The sequence below is a fragment of the Halolamina rubra genome (genome assembly GCF_000739555.1).
GTDB classification, from domain to species: Archaea; Halobacteriota; Halobacteria; order Halobacteriales; family Haloferacaceae; genus Halolamina; species Halolamina rubra.
Map to the genome: position 1 here is coordinate 57,938 of NZ_BBJN01000023.1, position 20,203 is coordinate 78,140.

Here is a 20,203-nt window from a genome sequence, read left to right on the forward strand (position 1 = left end):
CGCCGGCACGAAGTTTCAGTTCCACCGAGCTACGAAAGGGACTTTACGTGGCCGCCGGGTAGGCCACCTACAGAATGACCTCGCAGCAGACGACACTCGGCGAGGGCGCCACCACGGCCGAGGAGCTGGCCGAGGGGCAACGCGAGATCTCGATCGCCGAGTTCTTCGAGAAGAACAAACACATGCTCGGGTTCGACTCGGGCGCCCGGGGGCTGGTGACGGCCGTGAAGGAGGCCGTCGACAACGCCCTCGACGCGACCGAGGAGGCCGGCATCCGCCCGGACATCTACGTGGAGATCCGGGAGGTCGGCGACTACTACCGGCTCGTCGTCGAGGACAACGGCCCCGGGATCACGAAGGAACAGCTCCCCAAAGTGTTCGGGAAGCTGCTGTACGGCTCCCGGTTCCACAAGCGCGAGCAGAGCCGCGGGCAGCAGGGGATCGGGATCTCCGCGGCCGTGCTGTACTCACAGCTCACCTCCGGCAAGCCCGCGAAGATCACCTCCAGAACCGAGGGGAGCGCCCAGGCGGAGTACTTCGAGCTCATCATCGACACCGACACCAACGAGCCCGAGATCGGCACCGCCGAGACCACCTCCTGGGACCGCAGCCACGGCACCCGCATCGAGCTGGAGATGGAGGCCAACATGCGGGCCCGCAACCAGCTCCACGACTACATCAAACACACCGCGGTCGTCAACCCCCACGCCCGGATCGAGCTCCGGGAGCCGGGGCTCGACGAGCCGCTGAAGTTCGAGCGCGCGACCGACCAGCTCCCCGCAGAGACGGAGGAGATCCGACCCCACCCCCACGGCGTCGAACTGGGGACGCTGATCAAGATGCTCGACGCGACGGATTCGTACTCCGTCTCCGGGTTCATGCAGGAGGAGTTCACCCGCGTCGGCAAGAAGACCGCCGACAGCGTGCTCGACAGCTTCCGGGACCGCCACTTCGGCCGGGAGCTCGGCTGGCCCGCTCGCAACGGCGCCCCCAGCGCCGACGTGGCGGCGGCGATCGAGGGCGCCCTCCGCGAGGCGGTGTCGAACAAGGGCGCCGACGCGACGGACACGTTCGCCGAACGGATCGCCAACAGCCTGACCGAGCGCGAGCGGACGACGTACTCCCAGCTCGTCGACATCGTCGCCACCGTCGCCGACGAGGTGGGGACCGACACGGGCAAGACGTTCGGCGCGACGGTCCGGGAGAACGCAGTCGCGGCGGCGTGGGGCGAGCTCACGAAGTTCGGTGCGGGCGACGCCGCGGATAACGGCGAGGACGCCGACCTCGACCGGCTCACCCCGACGCTGTACGAGCTCGTCGACGACGCCACCTCGACGCGGAAGGACGACGCCGCGGTCCACGGGCTGGCCGAACGGCTGGCCGAGCGGTTCGTCGCGCTTGGCGACGACGACGAGCCGAACCGGATGCGGCTCACCCTCGACGACCTGACGACGCTGGTCCACGAGGCCGCCGACACCACCGAGGAGTACGACGACGAGACGTTCGGCGACACCGCCCGCGAGAACGTCGTCGAGGCGCTCTGGTCGCGGATGGTGACGGTGCCGGACGACCCGCCGAACGTGAACGAGATCGCCGGCGACCGCGACACCGCCTCCGAGCTGCTCGAGGCGATGCGGGAGACCGACATCCTCTCGCCGCCGACGGACTGTCTCGCGCCGATCACGGCCGAGCTGGTCGAGGCCGGCCTGCGCAAGGAGTACGACGCCGACTTCTACGCCGCCTCGACCCGCGACGCCGAGGTCCACGGCGGCGACCCGTTCGTCGTCGAGGCCGGCATCGCCTACGGCGGCGAGATCCCAGCCGACGGGAACGTCGACCTGCTGCGCTTCGCGAACCGCGTGCCGCTCGTCTACCAGCGCGGCGCGTGTGCGACGACGAACGTCGTCAAGCGCATCGGCTGGCGCAACTACGGGCTGGATCAGCCCGGCGGGTCGGGGATGCCCTCCGGCCCGGCGGTCATCTCGATCCACGTCGCCTCGACGAACGTCCCGTTCACCAGCGAGTCGAAGGACGCGCTGGCGTCGGTGCCGGAGATCGAGGACGAGATCGAGCTCGCGATCCGCGAGGCCGCCCGCGAGCTCAAGTCCTACCTCAACAAGCGCCGCTCGATGGCCAAGCGCCGGGAGAAACAGGACGTGCTGGGCCGCATCCTCCCGCAGATGGCCGAGAAGGTCGCCGAAGTCACCGGCCGCCAACACCCCGACATCGAGGGGGCGATGGCCCGGATCATGAACAACGTCGGCGTCGACCGCGAGCGCGACGGCGAGTCGGTGACCCTGCGGGTCGAGAACCACTCCGACCGCAGTGAGAGCCTGGAGATCACCGAGATCGTCTCCGCCGAGCCCGAGGGGCTGCCGGACGGCGTCGAGCCGATCGAGATGGACGGCGAGTGGTTCGTCAACTGGCACCCCGAGGTGGGGTCGGGCGAGACGGTCGAACTGGAGTACAGCCTGCCGACTGACGCCGACGCCGACGCCACCGTCGACGGCGTCGACGACGAGAAACTCACGGTGAACGCATGAGCACAGAGGACACCACCGACGCGGAGGCACGGGAACAGCTGATCGACCTGGCCGCGGAGTTCTACGACCAGTTCGCGGCCGGCGAGATCCCCCGGATGGAGCTGCCGACCCGGACGAAGAGCAACATCGAGTACGACCCAGAGAAGAGCGTCTGGGTGTACGGCGACCGCAAGTCGACCCGGACGGCCAACTCCGTCAGCGGCGCGCGGAAGCTACTCAAGGCCGCCTACACCATCGAGTTCCTCGCGAACCAGCTCGACCAGGATCGCTCCTCGACGCTGCGAGAGCTCTACTACCTCTCCGAGTCCTGGGACAACGAGGAGGCCCAGTTCAACGGCCAGGACGAGTCGAACAACCTCGTCGAGGACCTCGAGATCATCACGGGCGTCACCCGCGAGGACTTCCACATGCGGCCCGAGGAGTCCGGCGCGACGCTGATGGGCCCGCTGGAGCTCCGCGAGCAGACCCGCAGAGGCGAACGCGAGATCCACTGCCAGCTCGACGTGGGCGAGGGCGGCTACCAGATCCCGAACAACCCGGACACGATCGAGTTCCTGGACCACGACATCGACTTCGTGATGTGCGTGGAGACGGGTGGGATGCGGGACCGCCTGATCGAGAACGGGTTCGACGACGAGTACAACTGCCTGATCGTCCACCTGAAGGGCCAGCCCGCACGGGCGACCCGCCGCATCACGAAGCGGCTCCGCGACGAGCTCGGCCTGCCGGTGCTGGTGTTCTGTGACGGCGACCCGTGGTCCTACCGGATCTACGGCTCCGTCGCGTACGGTTCGATCAAGTCCGCCCACCTCTCGGAGTATCTCGCGACGCCGGAGGCGGAGTACGTGGGGATCCGCCCGCAGGACATCGTCGACTACGACCTGCCGACGGACCCGCTGTCGGACTCGGACGTGAACGCCCTGGAGTCCGAACTCGACGACCCGCGCTTCCAGACGGAGTTCTGGGAGGAGCAGATCGAGCTCCAGCTCGACATCGGGAAGAAGGCCGAGCAGCAGGCGCTGGCCTCCCGCGGGCTGGACTTCGTGACCGACACGTACCTGCCGGAGCGCCTCGAGGAGATGGGCGTCCTGTAGCCGGCGGTTCTCCCCGGTACGTTTCCGCTTTTCCCGTTCCCCGACCAGCCTGGGGTATGCAGTTCCCCGACCCACACGACGAGGGCGGCTTCGACCACGTCGACCCCGAACAGGCCGGCATCGACGCCGACGCCGTCGATGAGGCGGTGACGTTCCACCTCACCCACGGCACGCCCGACGACACCGTCGAGTACCACATGCCCGACCTCGAACCGTTCGACGAGACCGAGGGCGAGCTCGGCGGCTTCCTCGGCCCGGTTCCGGACCGCCGCGGCGGCCGGCCGGGATGATCCTGAAGAGCGGCCGCGTCGTCGCCGAGTGGGGCGACACCGAGCGCGTCGACCACTGCTTCTCCTGTGCCAAATCGTTCCTGAGCGTCGTCGGCGGCGTCGCGTGGGACCAGGGGCGGTTCGAGCTGGGCGACCGCGTCGCCGACGACGTCGACGACGGCGGGTTCGACAGCGACCACAACGCGAAGATCACCTGGGAACAACTCTTCCAGCAGACCTCCGAGTGGGAGGGCGAGCTGTTCGACCGGCCGGACAGCGTCGACCGCAACCGCGGGGTTGGCAAAACCGACGGCCCGGGGAAAGACCAACCGCGGGAGCTCGAGGAGCCCGGAACGTTCTGGGAGTACAACGACGTGCGGATCAACCGGCTCGCGCTCTCGCTGCTGCGGCTGCACGCCAAACCGCTGCCCCGCGTGCTCGCCCACGAGGTGATGGACCCCATCGGCGCCTCCCGGACCTGGGAGTGGCACGGCTACTACAACTCCAAAGTCGACGTGGAGGGGACGACGATGGAGTCGGTCTCCGGCGGCGGCCACTGGGGCGGCGGGTTCTGGTCGTCGACGAAGGATCTGGCGCGGGCGGGCCACCTCATGCTCAACGACGGCGAGTGGGACGGGAAGCGACTGCTGAGCGAGGCGTGGGTCGAGCGGGCCACCGACCCCTGCGACGTGTACGAGAACTACGGCTACCTGCTCTGGCTCAACACGAACCGGACGTTGTGGCCCTCGGCGCCGGAGTCCGCCTACGCCTTCCTCGGCCACGGGCAGAACGTCGTCTGGATCGATCCCGAGCACGAACTCGTGGTCGTGCTGCGCTGGCTCGACCTCGCGGACGACCGCGACGAGCGGGAGGATCAGGTGAACCAGGATCGCTTCCTCGAGAAGCTGCTGGCCGGGGTCTGACTCCGGCGGGACCACCCACGAGCGAACGACAGCCTTACGCTCCGGAGTCCAGAACCACGGGGGTATGTCCGACGCGTCCGACGAGATGCAGTACCACGTCGAGCTCGAGCCCGGCGACGTCGCCGACAGCGTCCTGCTCCCGGGCGACCCCGAGCGCCTCGAGAAGATCACGCCGCTGTGGGACGACCACGAGGAGGTCGCCCACCACCGCGAGTACCGCACGGCGACGGGGCGCTACGACGGCGCCGACATCTCGGTCACGTCGACGGGGATCGGCTCGCCGTCGGCGGCGATCGCCGTCGAGGAGCTCGCCCGCGTCGGCGCGGACACGTTCATCCGCGTCGGCTCCTGTGGCGCGATCCAGCCAGAGATGGACGTGGGCGATCTGGTCATCACCCGCGGCGCCGTCCGTCAGGAGGGGACGAGCAAGGAGTACGTCCGGGAGGACTACCCCGCCGTCGCCGACGAGGAGGTCGTCTCCGCCCTGATCGCCGCCGCCGAGCGGCTGGGCCACGACTACCACGTCGGCCTGACGATGTCCGCGGACTCGTTCTACGCCGGCCAGGGCCGCGAGGGGTTCGACGGGTTCGAGGCCGCCGGCAGCGAGGACCTGGTCGAGGACCTGAAGGAAGCGAACGTGCTCAACATCGAGATGGAGACCGCCGCCATCTGCACGCTGGCGAACGTCTACGGCCTGCGGGCGGGTGCGGTCTGTTCCGTCTTCGCGAACCGGACCACCGGCGAGTTCATGACCGAGGGCGAGTCCGTCGCCGCCGAGACGGCGAGCCTGGCGGTGAAGCTGCTCGCGAAGATGGACGAAGTGAAGGAAGCGGCCGGCGCGGACCGCTGGCACGCCGGTCTGAGCCTGGAGTAGTCGCTGGCGCGCCTCACCGTGCGACCGCCCAGAACCGCACACTCTGGGGAATTTCCCACATGACGTCGGGCGAGTCGCTCTCCTCGGGCTCGTTCTGTTCGACTTCGTGGTTGTGGTGTTCGAGCAGCCGTCGGACCTCGAACCCGGCGTCGACGAGCCCGTTGTGGAGCTCGGCGACGGGGCGGTCGAACACGGTCAGCAGCTCCTCGTACTCCTCGCGGATCTCGATCTCCCGCGGGCCGGCGTCGACGTAACTCTCCTCGAGGGTCCGCGTCTCCGGGTCCAGCGCCTCGTGCAGCGGATGCATCACGCTGAACACGAACACGCCGCCCTCGCGGAGCACCCGGTGGGCCTCCGCGAACGCGCGGTCGATCGCCGGCACCATCTGGAACGCCGCCTCCGAGGAGGCCACGTCGAAGCGGTCGTCCGGCAGCGGGAGGTCGGTCACGTCGCCCTGGACGAACTGGGCGTCGACGCCGTACTCGTCGCGGAGCTCCCGGGCGTACTGAAGCTGGTCGCCCGAGAAGTCGACGCCGACGACGGGGTCGGCGCCGAGTTCCGCGGTGCCGACGCTGCCCTGCCCGCCGCCGCAGCCGAGTTCGACGTACGCCTTCCCCTCGATGCCGTCGAGGATCTGGGGTTGGGCACCGCCGGGTGCGTCCTCGGCGAAGGGGGAGGGCGCCGGCGGGAGTTCGTCCTCGTCGGTGTCCGAGCGCCAGATCGCCTGGAACTCGTCGCTCCACTCGTTCCAGAGCCGACGGTTCGACTGGTGGAGGTCGCTCACACGCGACGCTGCGGCGGGGTGGGGTAAAGTGTTTTCGAGGAGTCAGGAGAGATCCGACCACGCGCCCCAGAACCGCTGGAGCGCGGTGAGGTGGCCGACGACCGCGAACAGCGCGAGCAGCAGTTCCACCGCGCCGACGCCGGCGACGAGTTCGCCCGGCAGGACGAACGCGACGACGCCGACGACGCCGACGAGCGCGAGGCGGTCCGCCCGGCCGAGCAGCCCGCCGTACTCCCGGCCGAGCCCCACCGCCTGGATCTGCGTGCCGAGGTAGGAGGTGAGCAGCACGCCCGTCACCGCGAGCAGGCCGAGCGCCCAGGCGTCGGCGCCGGCGGCGAGCCCGGCGATGATGAGCACGTCGGCGTAGCGGTCGAGCACGTGATCCAGCAGGTCGCCACCTTTCGAGTCGGTGCCGAGTTCGCGGGCGAGCGCGCCGTCGACCAGGTCGAGCCAGCCGTTCGCGAACACGAACAGGCTCGCCGCGAGGTAGAGCCACAGCGGCCCCTGCCCGCCGGCGAGCGCGAACGCCGCGCCCGCGGCGCCGGCGAAGCCGAACGCGATCACGCTCACGCCGTCGGGCGTCAGCCCCAGCGCCTCCGCGGCGTCGACGAACGGCACGAGCAGGCGGTCGGCCAGCTCGCGGTACTGATCCAGCGTCACAGCGCCCCCGTGAAGTCGACCGTGCCGGCCGACGGCTCGCGCTCGCCGCGCAGGACGGCGACCACGTCGTCGACGACCGCCTCGACCGGCCGGTCGGTGGTGTCGATCTCGTACACGTGCTCCTCGCCGTAGGCCCGGACCGCCTCGCTGAGCACGATGTCCAGCGCCTCGCTCTCGGCGTTCTCGGCGATCTTGGCCTCCGGTTCGTCGCGCTCGCGCAGTCGCCCCTCGAGCTCGTCGGGGTGACAGCGCAGCACGACCGCGGCGTCAGCGTCGAAGTGGTGGGCGAGGTGGGAGTCGAGCAGCCCCGACCAGTCGCCGAGATACTCCCGGATGGCGTCGAGGTCGGCGACCAGCGAGCCGCGCTGTTCGTCCTCGCCCTCGTGGAGCCCCTCCTCGCGTATCAGGTCGTTGAGGTGGTGGACCGGGATATCAGGCGCTCGCCCACCGCGTCGGCGACGGTCGTCTTCCCGGTGCCGGGCGTTCCGGTGAGCGCGACGCGGTCGAAGGCGAGGTCGGCGTCGTCGCTCCCCGTCATGCTTCGGGCGCCTCCAGCTCCGCCAGCACGTCGTTCAGCGTCTCGACCGCGCGACGGGTTTCGGACTCGGTGCCACAGGAGATCCGGATGCAGCCCGGCAGCCCGAACGAGGAGCAGTCCCGGACGATCACGCCCTCGGCCTGGGCGGCCTCGGCGACGGCGCTCCCGTCGCCGACCTCACACAGCACGAAGTTCGCCTCGCTGTCGAACGTCGGCGCGTCGAGCTGCTCGTGGATGTGCTCCCTGGCCCACTCGGCGCTCTCGACGGACTTCTCGACGTGGGCGTCGTCGTCGAGCGCGGCCATCGCCGCCCGGAGCGCCGCCTCGCTGGCGGCGAAGGGAGTGGAGACCTTCGCGTAGGCGTCGCCCCACGCCGCGGGGACGAGCGCGTAGCCGATCCGCAGGCCGGCCAGCCCGTACGCCTTCGAGAACGTCCGGAGCACCGCGAGGTTGTCATAGGCCTCGAGCAGCCCCGCGGCGGAGGGCTCGTCGGCGAACTCGCCGTACGCCTCGTCGATCACGACCAGCGAGTCGTCGTCGACGCCGTCGAGCAGCGCCTCGATCTCCTCCCGGGCCATCGTCGCGCCGGTGGGGTTGTGCGGCGAGGTGACGAAGACGATCCGTTCGCCGTCGTAGGCGTCGAGCACCGTGTCGGCGGTCATCGCGAACCCGTCGTCTTTCGAGAGCTCGTAGGAGCGCACGTCGCCGTGGTGGTAGCGCGCGCTCATCCCGTAGTACGAGAAACCGGGATCCGGGACGAGTACGGGGTCAGCGGGGTCGAGCATCGCCCGCGAGAGGTAGTCGATCGCGCCGTCTGCGCCGGGGCTGACCCACACCTGCTCGGTTGCGAGATCCCAGTTCTCGGCCAGTTCGGCCGTCAGGTCGGTGTGTGCGGCCTTGGGGTACACCGAGATCTCCGCGGCGGCGTCGCGGACGGCGTCGACGGCCGCCGGGCTCGCGCCGTGTGGGTTCTCGTTCGAGGAGAGCTTCACCAGCTCCTCGGGGTCGAGGCCGAGGTCGCGGGCGACCTCCTCGACCCCCCGTCCCGGAACGTACTCGACGTGGGCGGAGAGATCCCGTGGTTGCATGCCGCGACGTTCTCGGTGATGGGGGATAAGGCTCCCGCCCTCCGGTCGGATCGTGGCCGTCGCTGGCGACGGCGTATCTGAAGAGGAAACGTCCGAACGCGATCGCGCTCAGTCGGCGCGCTCCTCGAGCAGCCGCGTCTCGACGGCCGCCTGGACGACCTCGGACACGTCGCCGAGGCCGTTGGAGTTGTTCGCGACGACGCCGTTGAGCAGCGCCTCGTGGTCACGAAGGCCGGCGACGACCAGCGAGTCCTCGTCGGGCACGTCGTACGCCTCGGCGATCGCCGCGACGACCACGTCGCCCTGGTCCTGGTCGTCCTCGGCGACGGCGTCGAGCAGGCCGCCGAACACGTCGTCGGCGTCGACCTCGACGCGCCGCTCGAGCGTGCCGGGCGACTCCACGTCGCCGCCGAGCAGCCCCGCGAGATACCCCTTCACCGAGCCGACGATGTACTCGTCGAGGCTGTCCTCGCCGACCTTCTCGGCCCGTCGAGCGGCGAAGGCGCGGACGAACTGGTCCATCTCGACCTCGAGCGCCGAGCGCTCGTCGACGTCCTCCGCGCGGGTCTCGAAGCTTTCGTCGTCCTCGTCGTCCGCGTCGTCGTCGGCAGCCTCGGTCTCCTCGTCGTCACGGTCGCCGGTGGCGTCCGAGCCCTCGTCCTCGGTGTCCGCGGTCGGGTCGGTTGTCTCGCCCGCCCCCTCGTCGATCTCGTCGACGGCTTCGCCGCCGTCGCCGCCGTCGTCGGTGTCGGTCTCGTCGGTCACGGAGGCCCCCGCGACGATCTCGTCGCCGTCGCCGCCGTCGTCGCTTCGGCGCCGGTGGCTGCTCCTGGAACCGCCCACGCTGTTGCCCGTGCCGAGCGTGTTGATTCGCCCCTCGATCCGCCGTCGGTCGTTGCCGCCGTTGTCAGTCATGGTTGTTGCACCGCGTGCGTCGGCCGCCGGGCTCCCGAGGCGCGCCAGCGGCCGTGCTTGCACACACGCGACACTTGGCTGGGAGTGAGAAAAAGTCAGCGGAGGTTTACCCCCCGTAGCGGCGAGATCGTCCGACGGGCGTCAGACGTTCGAGTCGGGTTCGAGCTCCGCCGCCGCCGATCGGGCGCGCTCGACTGCCGACGGCCGGCCCGAGAACGTGACGCTCACTCGGTCGCCCGCGTACTCGGCCGTGACACGCCCGTGATCGTGCGCCCAGGCGAGGAACGCCTGGGTGTCGCCGGAGTTCGGCAGGTCGAACTCGGCTCGCTCGTCGGGCAGGGCGTCGACGACTGCGTCGGCGAGTCGCCCCACTCCGGCGCCTTCCAGCGCGCTGACCGCGACGGTGTCCGTGACTCGGTCGCCGGCGACCGCCGCCACGGCGCGCCGGCGCGTCGCGAGCCCGTCGTCGTCGACGAGATCCGTCTTGTTGAGCACGACCAGTAGCTCCCCGCGCGGCTCGTCGACCTCCGAGAGCGACACCCGGAGCTTCTCGCGCATCGACGCGACCGGATCGCTGGCGTCGACGACCAGCAGCGCGGCGTCGGCGTCGGCGACGGCGTCGAGCGTCGCGCTGAAGGCCGCAACGAGCTCGTGGGGGATACCGTCGACGAGCCCGACGGTGTCGGTCACCAGCAGCCGGCGGTCGTCGATCGTCGCCCGCCGCGTGGTGGTTTCGAGCGTCTCGAACAGCCGGTCCGCGACCTCGGCGACGCCGTCGATGTCGTCGTGGTCGGCCCCTGCCCTCGCGACGGAGAGGTCGTCCGCGAGCCGGTGGAGCAGGGTCGACTTCCCGGCGTTCGTGTACCCCGCGACGGCGACGAGATCGAACCCCTGCTCGCGGCGCTCGGCGCGGCGCTCGCTCGCGCGGTCGGCCAGCGCGTCGAGCTTGCGCTCGACGGTCCGGATCCGCTTCTCGATGTCGACGAGCCGGGAGCCGGTCTCGGCCGCGCGCTGCATGTGGGTCCGCTCCTCGGTCTCCCGGACCCGCGGGCGCTCGTAGCGGAGCTTCGCCAGTTCGACCTGGAGCCGGGCGGCCTTCCCGCCGGCGCCGGCCTCGAAGATGCCCAGCACGAGTCGGTGGCGGTCGACGATCCGGACCCCGTCGGGGAGCAGCGCCGTCAGCGAACTGTACTGGCCGGGCGTAAGTTCGGCGTCGAACAGGGTCGCGTCGGGGTCGACCTCGGCGACACGCCGTGCCAGCTCCTCTGCCTTCCCGCGGCCGACGTTGTACCGGCTGGCCTCCTCGCGGCGCTGGGTGAGCGCGTCGACGACCTCGTACCCCGCCGCTCGGGCCAGGCGCTCGATCTCGGTCGTCTCCGGGTCGTCGGCGTCGCGGGCGACGACGATCGCGGTTCGGTCGGTCGCTGTCGGTTCGTCGGTCGAGTTCGGTGGTGCGTCTTGCAACGTTGGTAGGGGTGGGGCCCCACCGGAAGCGGCGCGGCGACGGCGACGCGCCCGCCGCCGGCGGGAGACCCGAGGCTGTCTGGGAACGGTGCCGCAGAGTGGGTCTCCCGCCGACGCTCGTCACCGAGACGGCTACCGGCCGTCTCGCTGCCGTCGTGTGAGCGTCGCCGGCTCAGTAGAAGTCGAGCTCCATCGGCTACCAGCTACTGGCGTCGCAGCCCGCAAAAAGGTACCGTCGGTGTGGGAACGCGTTACTCGTCCTCAAGCTCGTCGACGATCTCCTCGGCGTCGACGTCGGCGTCCTCGAGGTCGCCCTCGATGTCCTCGAGCTCCTCCTCGAGCTCCTCGGCGCCGCCCATACCGCCCATCATGCCGCCCATGCCGCCCATCATGCCCGCGCTGCTGCCGTCGAACACTTCCTCGACGACCACGCGGTCGAGGTCGAGGCGGTCCATCAGGTCCTGAGCGACCTGCTGCTTCTGGAACATCCACTGCTGGTTCATCTGCATCTGCTGGTTCGCCTCGATGTACAGGGAGCGCTGCTCGACCTCCTCGGTCTCGGTGGTCTCCTCGCCGTCGTCGTCCTCGACGGTGACCTCCTCCTCGACCGTCTCGGTCTCGATGCGGAGCTCCGGCTCCATCTGGAGGTACATCCCCAGCAGGCCGGCGGCCTTCTCCTCGTCGTCGTCGACCACGTCGACGATCTCGTACTCGTACTCGAGATCCTCACCCGCCAGCGGGTGGTTGAAGTCGACGCGGGCGCGCCCGCCGATCACGGTCTCGACGTACCCCTGCTCGCCGTCGATCTGGACCTGGGCGCCGGGCCGGCGGTCCTCCTCGTCGAGCTTGTTGGCACTGACAGTGCGGACCTGCTCCTGGTCGTACTCGCCGAACCCGTCCTCGGCGTCGATCTCGACGGTGCCCTCGTCGCCGACCTCGCCGCCGAGCAGCGCTTCGTCGACGCCGGGGAACACGTGGCCCTCGCCGACGACGATGATGCGCGGCGAGAAGTCGTACTCGTCGTCGTCGATGCCGGCCTCCTCGGCGACGTCCTTCCGGGTCGTGTCGACCACGCGGTCGTCGCTGACGGTGCGCACGTCGTAGTCGATACGCACGAAGTCGCCGTCCTGGATGCCGGATTCGGTCTCTGCCTCGGCCTCGTTCGCCGCGTCGGCCTCGGCGTCGGCCTCGTTTTCGCTCATACCTCTACGGTCTCGTGTTCCACTCTTAAGGTCAACGTTTCGGGCCCAGACGGCGCCGAAAGCACAGTTCGCCGGCGCTGGCGGGCGAACGCCCCGGCGCGAGAGGCCAGCCTTTTCGCCGCCGCCGCCGAGCGTCGAGCCATGTACGAGGTCGAACTCAAAGTCGAAGCCGACCACGAGCGCGTCCGCGACGCGCTGGAAGCGGCGGGGGCCACCCCGGTCGACCACGTCCGCCAGGTCGACACCTACTACGACGCCCCCCAGCGCGAGTTCGCCGACACCGACGAGGCGCTCCGCCTGCGCGAGGAGACCCAACTCGACGCGGACGGCCAGGCCCGCGACACCACGACGAAGATCACCTACAAGGGCCCCCTCGTCGAGCAGGCGTCGAAGACCCGCGAGGAGCACGAGACCGCCGTCGACAACGCCGACGCCGCCGCGGGGATCCTCGACGGGCTCGGCTTCGAGCCCGCCGCGACCGTCGCGAAGGAGCGCGAGCGCTTCGAACTCGACGGCTACACCGTGACGCTCGACGCGGTCGACGATCTCGGCTCGTTCGTGGAGGTCGAACGCGAGGGCGCGGAGTCGGAGATCGAGGCGCTCCGGACGGGCGCGGTGGAGCTGCTTCGCGAACTCGGGCTCGAACCCGACGACCAGATTCGCACCTCCTACCTCGGCCTGCTGCTCGCGGGAGATACCCGAGAGTAATTTCCCGGGGGCGGATCGTTTCCGAAGGTTATAGAGCCCGGCCCGCGGAAGAGCTGCCAATGACGCGGAACATTCAGGTCTCCGAACTCGATCGGCAGGCGGTCGAGGACCAGCAGGTCGAAATCGTCGAGCGAAAGGGGCTCGGGCACCCGGACTCCATCTGTGACGGCATCGCCGAGAGCGTCTCGCGGGCGCTCTCCCAGCTGTATCTCGACCGAGTGGGGAAGGTGCTCCACTACAACACCGACGAGACCCAACTGGCGGCGGGCCGGGCGGCGCCGGCGTACGGCGGCGGCGAGGTCGTCGAACCGATCTACATCCTGCTCGTCGGCCGCGCGACCAAGAGCTACGAGCAGGACGGCCGGACGATCGAGCTCCCGGTCGACTCGACGGCGCTGGCGGCCGCGCGGGACTACCTCGAGGAGCAGATCCCCGAACTCGAGTACGGCACCGACGTGGTCGTCGACGTGCGCCTCGGCGAGGGCTCCGGCGACCTGCAGGACGTGTTCGGCGAGGACGAGGTGCAGGTGCCGATGGCGAACGACACCTCCTACGGCGTCGGCCACGCGCCGCTGACCGAGACCGAGACGATCGTCCGCGAGATCGAGCGCGGGATCAACGGCGAGTACGCCGCCGAACACCCCGAGGTCGGCCCGGACGTGAAGGTGATGGGGAAGCGCGAGGGCGACCGCATCGACGTGACCGTCGCCGTCGCGATGGTCGACGCCTACGTCGCCGACCTCGAGGCGTACAAGGCGGCCGTCTCGAACGTGCAGGAGTACGCCACCGAACTCGCGCGAAGCTACACCGACCGCGAGGTGAACGTCGAGGTGAACACCGCCGACGACTACGACGCCGGCTCGGTGTACCTCACGGTCACCGGCACCTCCGCGGAGCAGGGCGACGACGGCTCCGTCGGCCGCGGGAACCGCGCCAACGGGCTCATCACGCCGAACCGCCCGATGAGCATGGAGGCCACCTCCGGGAAGAACCCGGTCAACCACATCGGGAAGATCTACAACCTGCTCTCGACCGCGGCCGCCGAGGACGTCGTCGCGCAGGTCGATGGGATCCGCGACCTCCAGATGCGGCTGCTCTCCCAGATCGGCCGCCCCATCGACGAGCCCCACGTCGCCGACGCCCAGATCGTCACCGAGGCGGGCGTCGACGTGGCCGACATCGAGGCCGAGGTCACCGAGATCATCGACGAGAACCTCGCGAACGTCACCGAGATCACCCGCGAGGCGATCGAGGGCGAGATCTCGACGTTCTAGGCCACCGAGCATTTATCCGGGGCGTCCGAGAGCCACGCCCATGCAGACGCTGGAGCTGACCCTCAGACTGCTCGCTGGCGTGGGACTCATACTCACGAACGGCTTCTTCGTCGCGATCGAGTTCGCGCTCACCCGCGCCAGGCAGTTCACCAAGGAGGAGTTCCTGGGCGACGGCGAGAGCAAGGCGCTCCAGCGCGCCTGGGAGATGACCAACGACCTCGAGCTGTATCTCACCACCTGTCAGGTCGGGATCACCGCCTCCAGCATCGCGGTGGGGATCGTCGCCGAGCCCGCGCTGGCGGCGATCTTCGAGCCGGTGTTCCGGCCGGTGTTCGAGGGAACCATGCTCGCGAGCGCCGGCGCGGGTGCGGTCCTCGCCTTCCTGATCATCAACCTCGTCCACCTCACCCACGGCGAGCAGACGCCGACGTACCTCGGCGTCGAGCGCTCGCGGTTCGTCTGCAAGTACGGCGCGACGCCGCTGTACTGGAGCAACCGCCTCATCCTGCCGATCATAAAGCTGGGCGACTGGGTCGCGAAGGCGACGCTCGGCCTGTTCGGCGTCGAGATGACGGGCGCGTGGCTGGAGACCGAGGAGGAGGTGATCGAGTCGCGTGCGGACCTCCACAAGCGGCTGGGGTCGGTGCTCGCACAGGGGAACATGTCCGAGGAGCGCCGCGAGGAGGTGCTGAACGCGCTCACCATCGGCGACCAGCAGGTGAAGGACGTGATGGTCCCCATCGACGACATCGTGGCGCTCTCGACGGCTGTCGACACCGAGGAGAACTTCCGCCGGATGGAGGAGCACCCCCACACGCGCTACCCGCTGATCGGGGAGGACGTGCAGGACTTCCGCGGGATCGTCTACTTCCCGATGCTCGCCCGGTACCGCGACAGTGTCGCCGACGGCGACGTGGACTTCACGAACCTCTCGGCGCCGCCGATGACGATGTCCGGGGACACGAGCGTCAGCGACGCGATCGACCAGTTCCAGGTCGAGAGCCAGGAGCTCGCGTTCGTGCTCGACGACGGCCAGGTCGTCGGGATGGTGACGGTGACGGACCTGCTGGAGTCGATCACCGGGGAGATGGAGGACCCGATCGACCTCCTGGACGGCGACGAGGCGTAGGCCGCGGGAGTCCCGAAACGCCCATGCTCGCCCGCCGAGTAGCCCGCCCGTGCAGCAGTCACCGGATCTCGCGGTCGTCCGCTACGGCGAGGCAGGCATCAAGAGCGACAAGGTCCGCGGGCAGATGCTCGACCGCCTCGCCGAGAACGTGCGGGCGATCCTCGACGACCGCGGGCTCCTAGGTTCGGTCGAGCGACACTGGTCGCGACTGCTGATCCGGCCCCCTGAGGCGGCGGCCGGCGAGTTCGACGCCGACGCCGCCGCCCGCGCCGCCGCCGACGCGTTCGGCGTCGTCTCCACCCGACCCGCGATCTCGACGGCGGCGACGGCCGAGGCGTTGGCCGAAGCCGCGGTCGCGCTGGCCGCGGACCACCCCGACGGCGCCACGTTCGCGGTCCGCGCGAACCGCGCCGGCACGCCGGAGACCCACCCGTTCACGAGCCAGGAGGTCGCGAGCGAGGTCGGCGCCGCGATCGCCGACGCCACCGGCGCCGACGTGGACCTCGACGACCCCGACCGCGCCTACCGACTCGACGTCCGCGAGGACGAGGCGTTCGTCTCCGCGGCGGAGTACGACGGCCCGGGCGGGCTCCCGGTCGGCACGCAGGGGACGACGGTCGCGCTGTTCTCCGGCGGCATCGACTCCCCCGTCGCGGCGTGGGAGCTGTTCAAGCGCGGGCTCGAGGTCGTCCCGGTGTACCTCGATCTCGGGGATTACGGCGGTCCGGACCACCTCGCCCGCGCGACCGAGACCGCGGGCACGGTCGCGCGCTCGGCGCCGCACGTCGACGCCCGGCTGCGGGTGGTGCCCGCGGGCGAGCTCGTCGACGACCTCGTCGCCGCGACCGGCCCGACCCGGATGCTCTCGCTCCGGCGCGCGATGCTCCGGGTCGCGGAGGCGGTCGCCGCGGACGTCGGTGCCCACTCGATCGCGACCGGCGAGTCGATCGGGCAGAAGTCCTCACAGACCGGGCCGAACGTCCGCGTCACCGACGCCGCCGCGACGCTGCCGGTCCACCGCCCGCTCCTGACGCGGGACAAGCCCGAGATCGTCGCGCAGGCCCGCGAGATCGGCACGTTCGTCGACGCGACGGTGAACGTCGGCTGCGAGCGCGTCGCCCCCGACTACCCCGAGACGAACGCGACGATCGAGGGCGTCGAGGCGGCCGAGCCCGACGACCTGCTCGACCGGGCCGCGGCGCTGGCCGACGAGCGCTACGTCGTCGAGGATCGCTGAGCGCCGTCGTCGGACCGCAACCCACTTCTTTCGTGCCCCTGACCGGCCGGTAATGGCGCAGGTCTGCCTGCTGGGCGAACCCGGGAGCGACCTCCGGTACGAGCTGCTCTCCCGGGAGACCGCCCGCGAGGCGCTCTCGACGTACGACCTGCGGGAGCCGTACGCGAACAGTCTCGCGCTGGACACCGTCTCCATCGGCGCCGCCGTCTCGCTGCTGAACGACCTGAACTGGTACCTCGTGCGGTTCGCGCGGACGGCGCTGGTGCAGTCGGACTCGGTCTCCGAGACGGAGTGGCTCTCCCGCGACCTCGCCATCCTGATCCGCGACGGCCACGTCGACCCGGACGTGACGGGCGGGTTCCTGAAGGTGTACGGGCTCGAGGACGGCCGTCCGGAGGACCCGACGTTCGTCCAACGCCAGGGCGACTGGACCCCCGAGCGCGAGGGGTACGACGACGTACTGGTGGTGCGGGTGACCGAGGAGGAGTTCGAGTAGCTACTCGTCGCACTGCCACGGGCACTCCTCGGCCTCCTCGGCCTCGAACAGCCCGGTGGACATGTAACGTTCGCCGCTGTCGGGGAACACCGTCACCACCAGCGGGTCGTCGACGCCCTCCTCGACGAGTCGCCGGGCGGTCCGGCGGGCGGCGACGTTCGCGGCGCCGCTGGACTGGCCGACGAGGATCCCCTCCTCGCTGGCGAGACAGCGACACTCCCGTTCGGCGCTGTCGAGGCTCACGGTCTCGACGGCGTCGAGCAGGTCCACGTCGAGGTTCGGCGCGACGAACCCCGGCCCCATTCCCTGGTAGTCGTCGGCCCCGGACTCGCCGGTCGAGAGGACGGCGTTGGCTTCGGGTTCGACGGCGACGACTTCCATCTCGGGGAACGCCTCGCGGAGGCGCCGGCTCGTCCCCGTCAAGGTGCCGCCCGTGCCGACGCCGGCGACGAACGCGTCGACCTCGCGGCCGTCGACCTGGTCGAGGATCTCCGGGCCCGTCGTCTCGTAGTGGGCTCGGGGGTTGGCGGCGTTCTCGAACTGCCGGACCTGCACGTAGTCGCCAGTGGCTTCGAGTTCGTCGGCGCGGTCGCGGGCGTCGCTGATGTCGCCGTCGACGACCTCGATGTCGGCGCCGAAGGCGCGCATGATCCGCCGGCGCTCGGGCGACTTGGAGCCGGGGATGACGATGCGCACGTCGTACCCCTTCACCGCGCCGATCAGCGAGAGCCCGATCCCGGTGTTGCCGCTGGTGGGCTCGACGATCGCGTCGCCCTCGCCGAGCTCGCCGGCCTCTTCGGCCGCCCGGACCATGTACAGCGCCGGGCGGTCCTTCGCCGAGCCGCCGGGGTTCTTCGACTCCAGTTTGGCGGCGACGGTGCCGGCCGGCGAGGCGACCTCGACGAGCGGCGAGCCGATGCTCTCGATCACGTTCGCGTCCATCTACCGGGTGGTATCCGGGTCGAACCTAAATGGGTAGCGACACCGGCCGCGGCGGTTCCGAAACGGCCGTCAGTAATTTTTGCCGTCGACGCATCGTGGGCAACGATGAGCACCTCAAGCGTCACCGATCGACTGCCGCTCGGCGCCGGTGCCGGGACCGGAATCGCCGCGTACCTGGTGGGGTATCTCCTCACGTACGTCTGGCAGAGCGGCTCCGTCGAGGAGCGACTGGCGGGGTACAACTTCGTCACCGAACTGTTCGGCGGCGAGCCCATCGCCGTCTGGCAGGGCGTCGGCTGGCTGTTCTACAACGCCCACTTCGTCGACACGCAGTTCGACGCCTTCGGCGGCACGCAGTCCCAGAACTTCATCGCCGGCAGCGAGGGCGGCTCGCTCGCGCTGCTGTACCTCGTGCCGGTCGTGCTGCTGCTCGCTGCGGGACTGCTGACCGCCCGCGTCGGCGACGCCGACGAGCCGGCCGCCGGCGCGACCGCCGGCGCCGCGGTCGCGATCGGCTACTTCCCGCTGGCCCTGATCGGCCGGTTCCTGTTCTCCTACCAGGGCTCGGCGGCGCCGGACATCGTCACGGCGATCCTGCTCGCCGGGCTGGTGTACCCGCTCGTGCTGGGCGCGGTCGGCGGCGCCATCGGCGGCGTCGTCGGGGAGTAAGGATTCGGCGGCAGATTTTCTGCGGTTGCGACGGCCAGCCGCCGAAGTGTGTTCTCTAAGGCGGCGACGGCGAGCCGCCGACGTGTGACTTATTCCCCTCGGGCGCGGTGTTCGCGTATGAGCGAGGCCGAACCACCCGAATCGACGCTCTCGACGCTCCAGCCCGACCCCGCGTGGGACGCCGAGTCCCACGCCGACGCCGTCGACGCCCTCGGCGCAGACGGACTGACGTTCCGCATCTGGGGCGGCGACTGGTGTGGCGACTGCCGACAGCTCCTGCCCGCGTTCGCGGCCGCGCTCGAGGCCGCGGGCGTGCCCGACGAGCGCGTCCACGCCTACGCAGTCGAGCGCGAGGACGGCGAGAAAGTCGGCGAGGGGATGGAGGCGTACGGGGTCGAACTGATCCCGACCGTGATCGTCGAGCGCCAGGGCGAGGAGATCGCGCGGTTCGTCGAGAGCGAAGGAAGACCGATCGCGGAGTACCTCGCGGACGAGATCGCCGCCGAGTAGCTCAGAGGTTCTTCTCGACCCACTCCAGCGCCGCCGTCAGATCCGTCTCCGGCGGCGAGCAGGTGCGCGAGCGACAGACGTACACCGTCGGCTCGCCGTCGCGGGCCTCGCGCCCGGCCCAGATCGGCGGCGCCTCGTCGAGCCCGAGTTCGTCGAGCCAGTTTTGGAGCCCCGCCTCCGTCGGCGGCCGACGGGCGACGACGGCGCCGGGGAGGTGCCGATCGGCGAGCGTCTCGCGCCAGTCAGCGGGTAGGTCGGCGGCAGCGACGGTGAGCTCCAGCGACCCACGGCGGGCCGCGTCGGCGGCCATGGCGAGCGTGCCGTGCTCGACGGGGCTGGCCTCGATCCGATCGCGGTGGGTCGCCAGCGTCCCCCGGGCGACCCCAGCGAGGTCGCTATCGGTGAAGTGATCCAGATCGAGCAGCAGCGCGACGGCGGCGCCGACACTCGACGGGGTGGACTGGTCGGTGAGCTCCTGCGGCCGCGCGACCAGCTCCTCGGCGTCGTTGGCGGCGAGGTACAGCGTCCCGTCGTCGGCGTCGTAGAACGACTCCGAGATCGCCTCGGCGAGCTCCAGCGCGAACGCGAGCGGTTCGACCTCGCCGGTCGCCTGGTACAGTTCGAACGCGCCGCGGCCGAGGAACGCGTAGTCCTCCAGCGCGCCGTCGAAGTCGACCGCCCCGTCCTTGAACCGCCGGCAGAGCTGGCCCTCCTCGGCGTCCCACAGGTGGTCGCGGACGAACGCGAGCGCCGACTGCGCGCGCTCGATGCGTGCGTCGTCGCCCAGCACGAACCCCGCGCGGGCGAACGTCTCGATCAGCAGCCCGTTCCAGCCCGCGAGCACCTTCTCGTCGCGGGGCGGCCGCGGTCGGTCCTCCCGGGCG

Annotated in this window: 19 protein-coding genes and 2 pseudogenes; 12 read left to right on the forward strand and 9 right to left on the reverse strand. The window is 70.4% G+C overall.

The genetic code is table 11. The features are described 5' to 3' along the window. Positions 1-74 precede the first annotated feature (74 nt). The 5 genes from ACP95_RS06880 to ACP95_RS06900 all read left to right on the forward strand — a co-directional run bounded on the left by ACP95_RS06880 (position 75) and on the right by ACP95_RS06900 (position 5,703). Positions 75-2,543 (forward strand): DNA topoisomerase VI subunit B, encoded by a 2,469-nt coding sequence (locus ACP95_RS06880; protein WP_049980498.1) that lies wholly within the window; start codon positions 75-77, stop codon positions 2,541-2,543. After that, a complete protein-coding gene (locus tag ACP95_RS06885) occupies positions 2,540-3,637 on the forward strand; it encodes a DNA topoisomerase IV subunit A (RefSeq protein WP_049980499.1) in 1,098 nt (365 codons plus the stop codon). Before ACP95_RS06880 ends, ACP95_RS06885 begins: the two co-directional genes overlap by 4 nt. A gap of 56 nt (positions 3,638-3,693) precedes the next feature. After that, entirely contained in the window at positions 3,694-3,927 is a 234-nt protein-coding gene (locus tag ACP95_RS06890) for a hypothetical protein (protein ID WP_049980500.1), read from the forward strand. Continuing rightward, complete coding sequence (locus tag ACP95_RS06895; RefSeq protein ID WP_049980501.1) at positions 3,924-4,829, forward strand: serine hydrolase domain-containing protein; 906 nt, start codon at positions 3,924-3,926, stop codon at positions 4,827-4,829. Before ACP95_RS06890 ends, ACP95_RS06895 begins: the two co-directional genes overlap by 4 nt. Before the next feature lie 64 nt (positions 4,830-4,893). After that, on the forward strand, positions 4,894-5,703 hold the full coding sequence (locus ACP95_RS06900; RefSeq protein ID WP_049980502.1) for a nucleoside phosphorylase: 810 nt from the start codon (positions 4,894-4,896) through the stop codon (positions 5,701-5,703). Between the two features lie 13 nt (positions 5,704-5,716). On the opposite strand, the gene ACP95_RS06905 is transcribed toward ACP95_RS06900, so the two are convergent. The 7 genes and pseudogenes from ACP95_RS06905 to ACP95_RS06935 form a co-directional block, all read right to left on the reverse strand. Next, complete coding sequence (locus ACP95_RS06905; RefSeq protein ID WP_049980503.1) at positions 5,717-6,487, reverse strand: class I SAM-dependent methyltransferase; 771 nt, start codon at positions 6,485-6,487, stop codon at positions 5,717-5,719. Between the two features lie 42 nt (positions 6,488-6,529). Further along, complete coding sequence (locus ACP95_RS06910; protein WP_049980504.1) at positions 6,530-7,147, reverse strand: CDP-alcohol phosphatidyltransferase family protein; 618 nt, start codon at positions 7,145-7,147, stop codon at positions 6,530-6,532. After that, positions 7,144-7,685 (reverse strand): annotated as a pseudogene (locus tag ACP95_RS06915) (adenylate kinase family protein). The gene ACP95_RS06910 and the pseudogene ACP95_RS06915 overlap by 4 nt, the downstream one beginning before the upstream one ends. Further along, the gene (hisC, locus tag ACP95_RS06920; RefSeq protein ID WP_049980505.1) at positions 7,682-8,773 is read right to left on the reverse strand and encodes a histidinol-phosphate transaminase; all 1,092 of its coding nucleotides are present in this window, start codon (positions 8,771-8,773) and stop codon (positions 7,682-7,684) included. The pseudogene ACP95_RS06915 and the gene hisC overlap by 4 nt, the downstream one beginning before the upstream one ends. 108 nt (positions 8,774-8,881) lie before the next feature. After that, a complete protein-coding gene (locus ACP95_RS06925; protein ID WP_049980506.1) occupies positions 8,882-9,688 on the reverse strand; it encodes a hypothetical protein in 807 nt (268 codons plus the stop codon). 141 nt (positions 9,689-9,829) lie between these two features. Next, positions 9,830-11,152: a GTPase HflX gene (hflX, locus tag ACP95_RS06930; RefSeq protein ID WP_049980507.1), complete on the reverse strand. Its 1,323-nt coding sequence runs from the start codon at positions 11,150-11,152 to the stop codon at positions 9,830-9,832. 251 nt (positions 11,153-11,403) lie between these two features. Further along, the gene (locus tag ACP95_RS06935) at positions 11,404-12,354 is read right to left on the reverse strand and encodes an FKBP-type peptidyl-prolyl cis-trans isomerase (RefSeq protein WP_049980508.1); all 951 of its coding nucleotides are present in this window, start codon (positions 12,352-12,354) and stop codon (positions 11,404-11,406) included. Positions 12,355-12,495: 141 nt separating this feature from the next. Here ACP95_RS06935 and cyaB point away from each other — a divergent pair, with 141 nt between their 5' ends. Genes cyaB through ACP95_RS06960 form a run of 5 tightly spaced genes read left to right on the forward strand, consistent with a single transcriptional unit; the run spans position 12,496 to position 17,198 of the window. After that, positions 12,496-13,062, forward strand: coding sequence for a class IV adenylate cyclase (gene cyaB, locus ACP95_RS06940; RefSeq protein WP_049980509.1), 567 nt, complete (start codon positions 12,496-12,498; stop codon positions 13,060-13,062). Positions 13,063-13,121: 59 nt separating this feature from the next. Then, positions 13,122-14,336: a methionine adenosyltransferase gene (locus ACP95_RS06945; RefSeq protein WP_049980510.1), complete on the forward strand. Its 1,215-nt coding sequence runs from the start codon at positions 13,122-13,124 to the stop codon at positions 14,334-14,336. 40 nt (positions 14,337-14,376) lie between these two features. Next, positions 14,377-15,465: a CNNM domain-containing protein gene (locus ACP95_RS06950; RefSeq protein ID WP_049980511.1), complete on the forward strand. Its 1,089-nt coding sequence runs from the start codon at positions 14,377-14,379 to the stop codon at positions 15,463-15,465. A gap of 49 nt (positions 15,466-15,514) precedes the next feature. Continuing rightward, on the forward strand, positions 15,515-16,702 hold the full coding sequence (locus ACP95_RS06955; protein WP_049980512.1) for a tRNA sulfurtransferase: 1,188 nt from the start codon (positions 15,515-15,517) through the stop codon (positions 16,700-16,702). Between the two features lie 52 nt (positions 16,703-16,754). Then, positions 16,755-17,198 (forward strand): DUF5804 family protein, encoded by a 444-nt coding sequence (locus ACP95_RS06960; RefSeq protein WP_049980513.1) that lies wholly within the window; start codon positions 16,755-16,757, stop codon positions 17,196-17,198. Here ACP95_RS06960 and ACP95_RS06965 read toward each other — a convergent pair whose 3' ends face one another. Beyond that, entirely contained in the window at positions 17,199-18,140 is a 942-nt protein-coding gene (locus ACP95_RS06965) for a PLP-dependent cysteine synthase family protein (protein ID WP_049980514.1), read from the reverse strand. A gap of 105 nt (positions 18,141-18,245) precedes the next feature. Between ACP95_RS06965 and ACP95_RS06970 the strand changes: the two genes are divergently transcribed. Then, positions 18,246-18,809 (forward strand): hypothetical protein, encoded by a 564-nt coding sequence (locus ACP95_RS06970; RefSeq protein WP_049980515.1) that lies wholly within the window; start codon positions 18,246-18,248, stop codon positions 18,807-18,809. A gap of 117 nt (positions 18,810-18,926) precedes the next feature. Beyond that, positions 18,927-19,319 (forward strand): thioredoxin family protein, encoded by a 393-nt coding sequence (locus tag ACP95_RS06975; RefSeq protein ID WP_049980516.1) that lies wholly within the window; start codon positions 18,927-18,929, stop codon positions 19,317-19,319. Position 19,320: 1 nt separating this feature from the next. Here the strand turns inward: ACP95_RS06975 and ACP95_RS15865 are convergent. Next, a pseudogene (locus ACP95_RS15865) lies at positions 19,321-20,203 on the reverse strand (thioredoxin domain-containing protein); the annotation flags it as partial.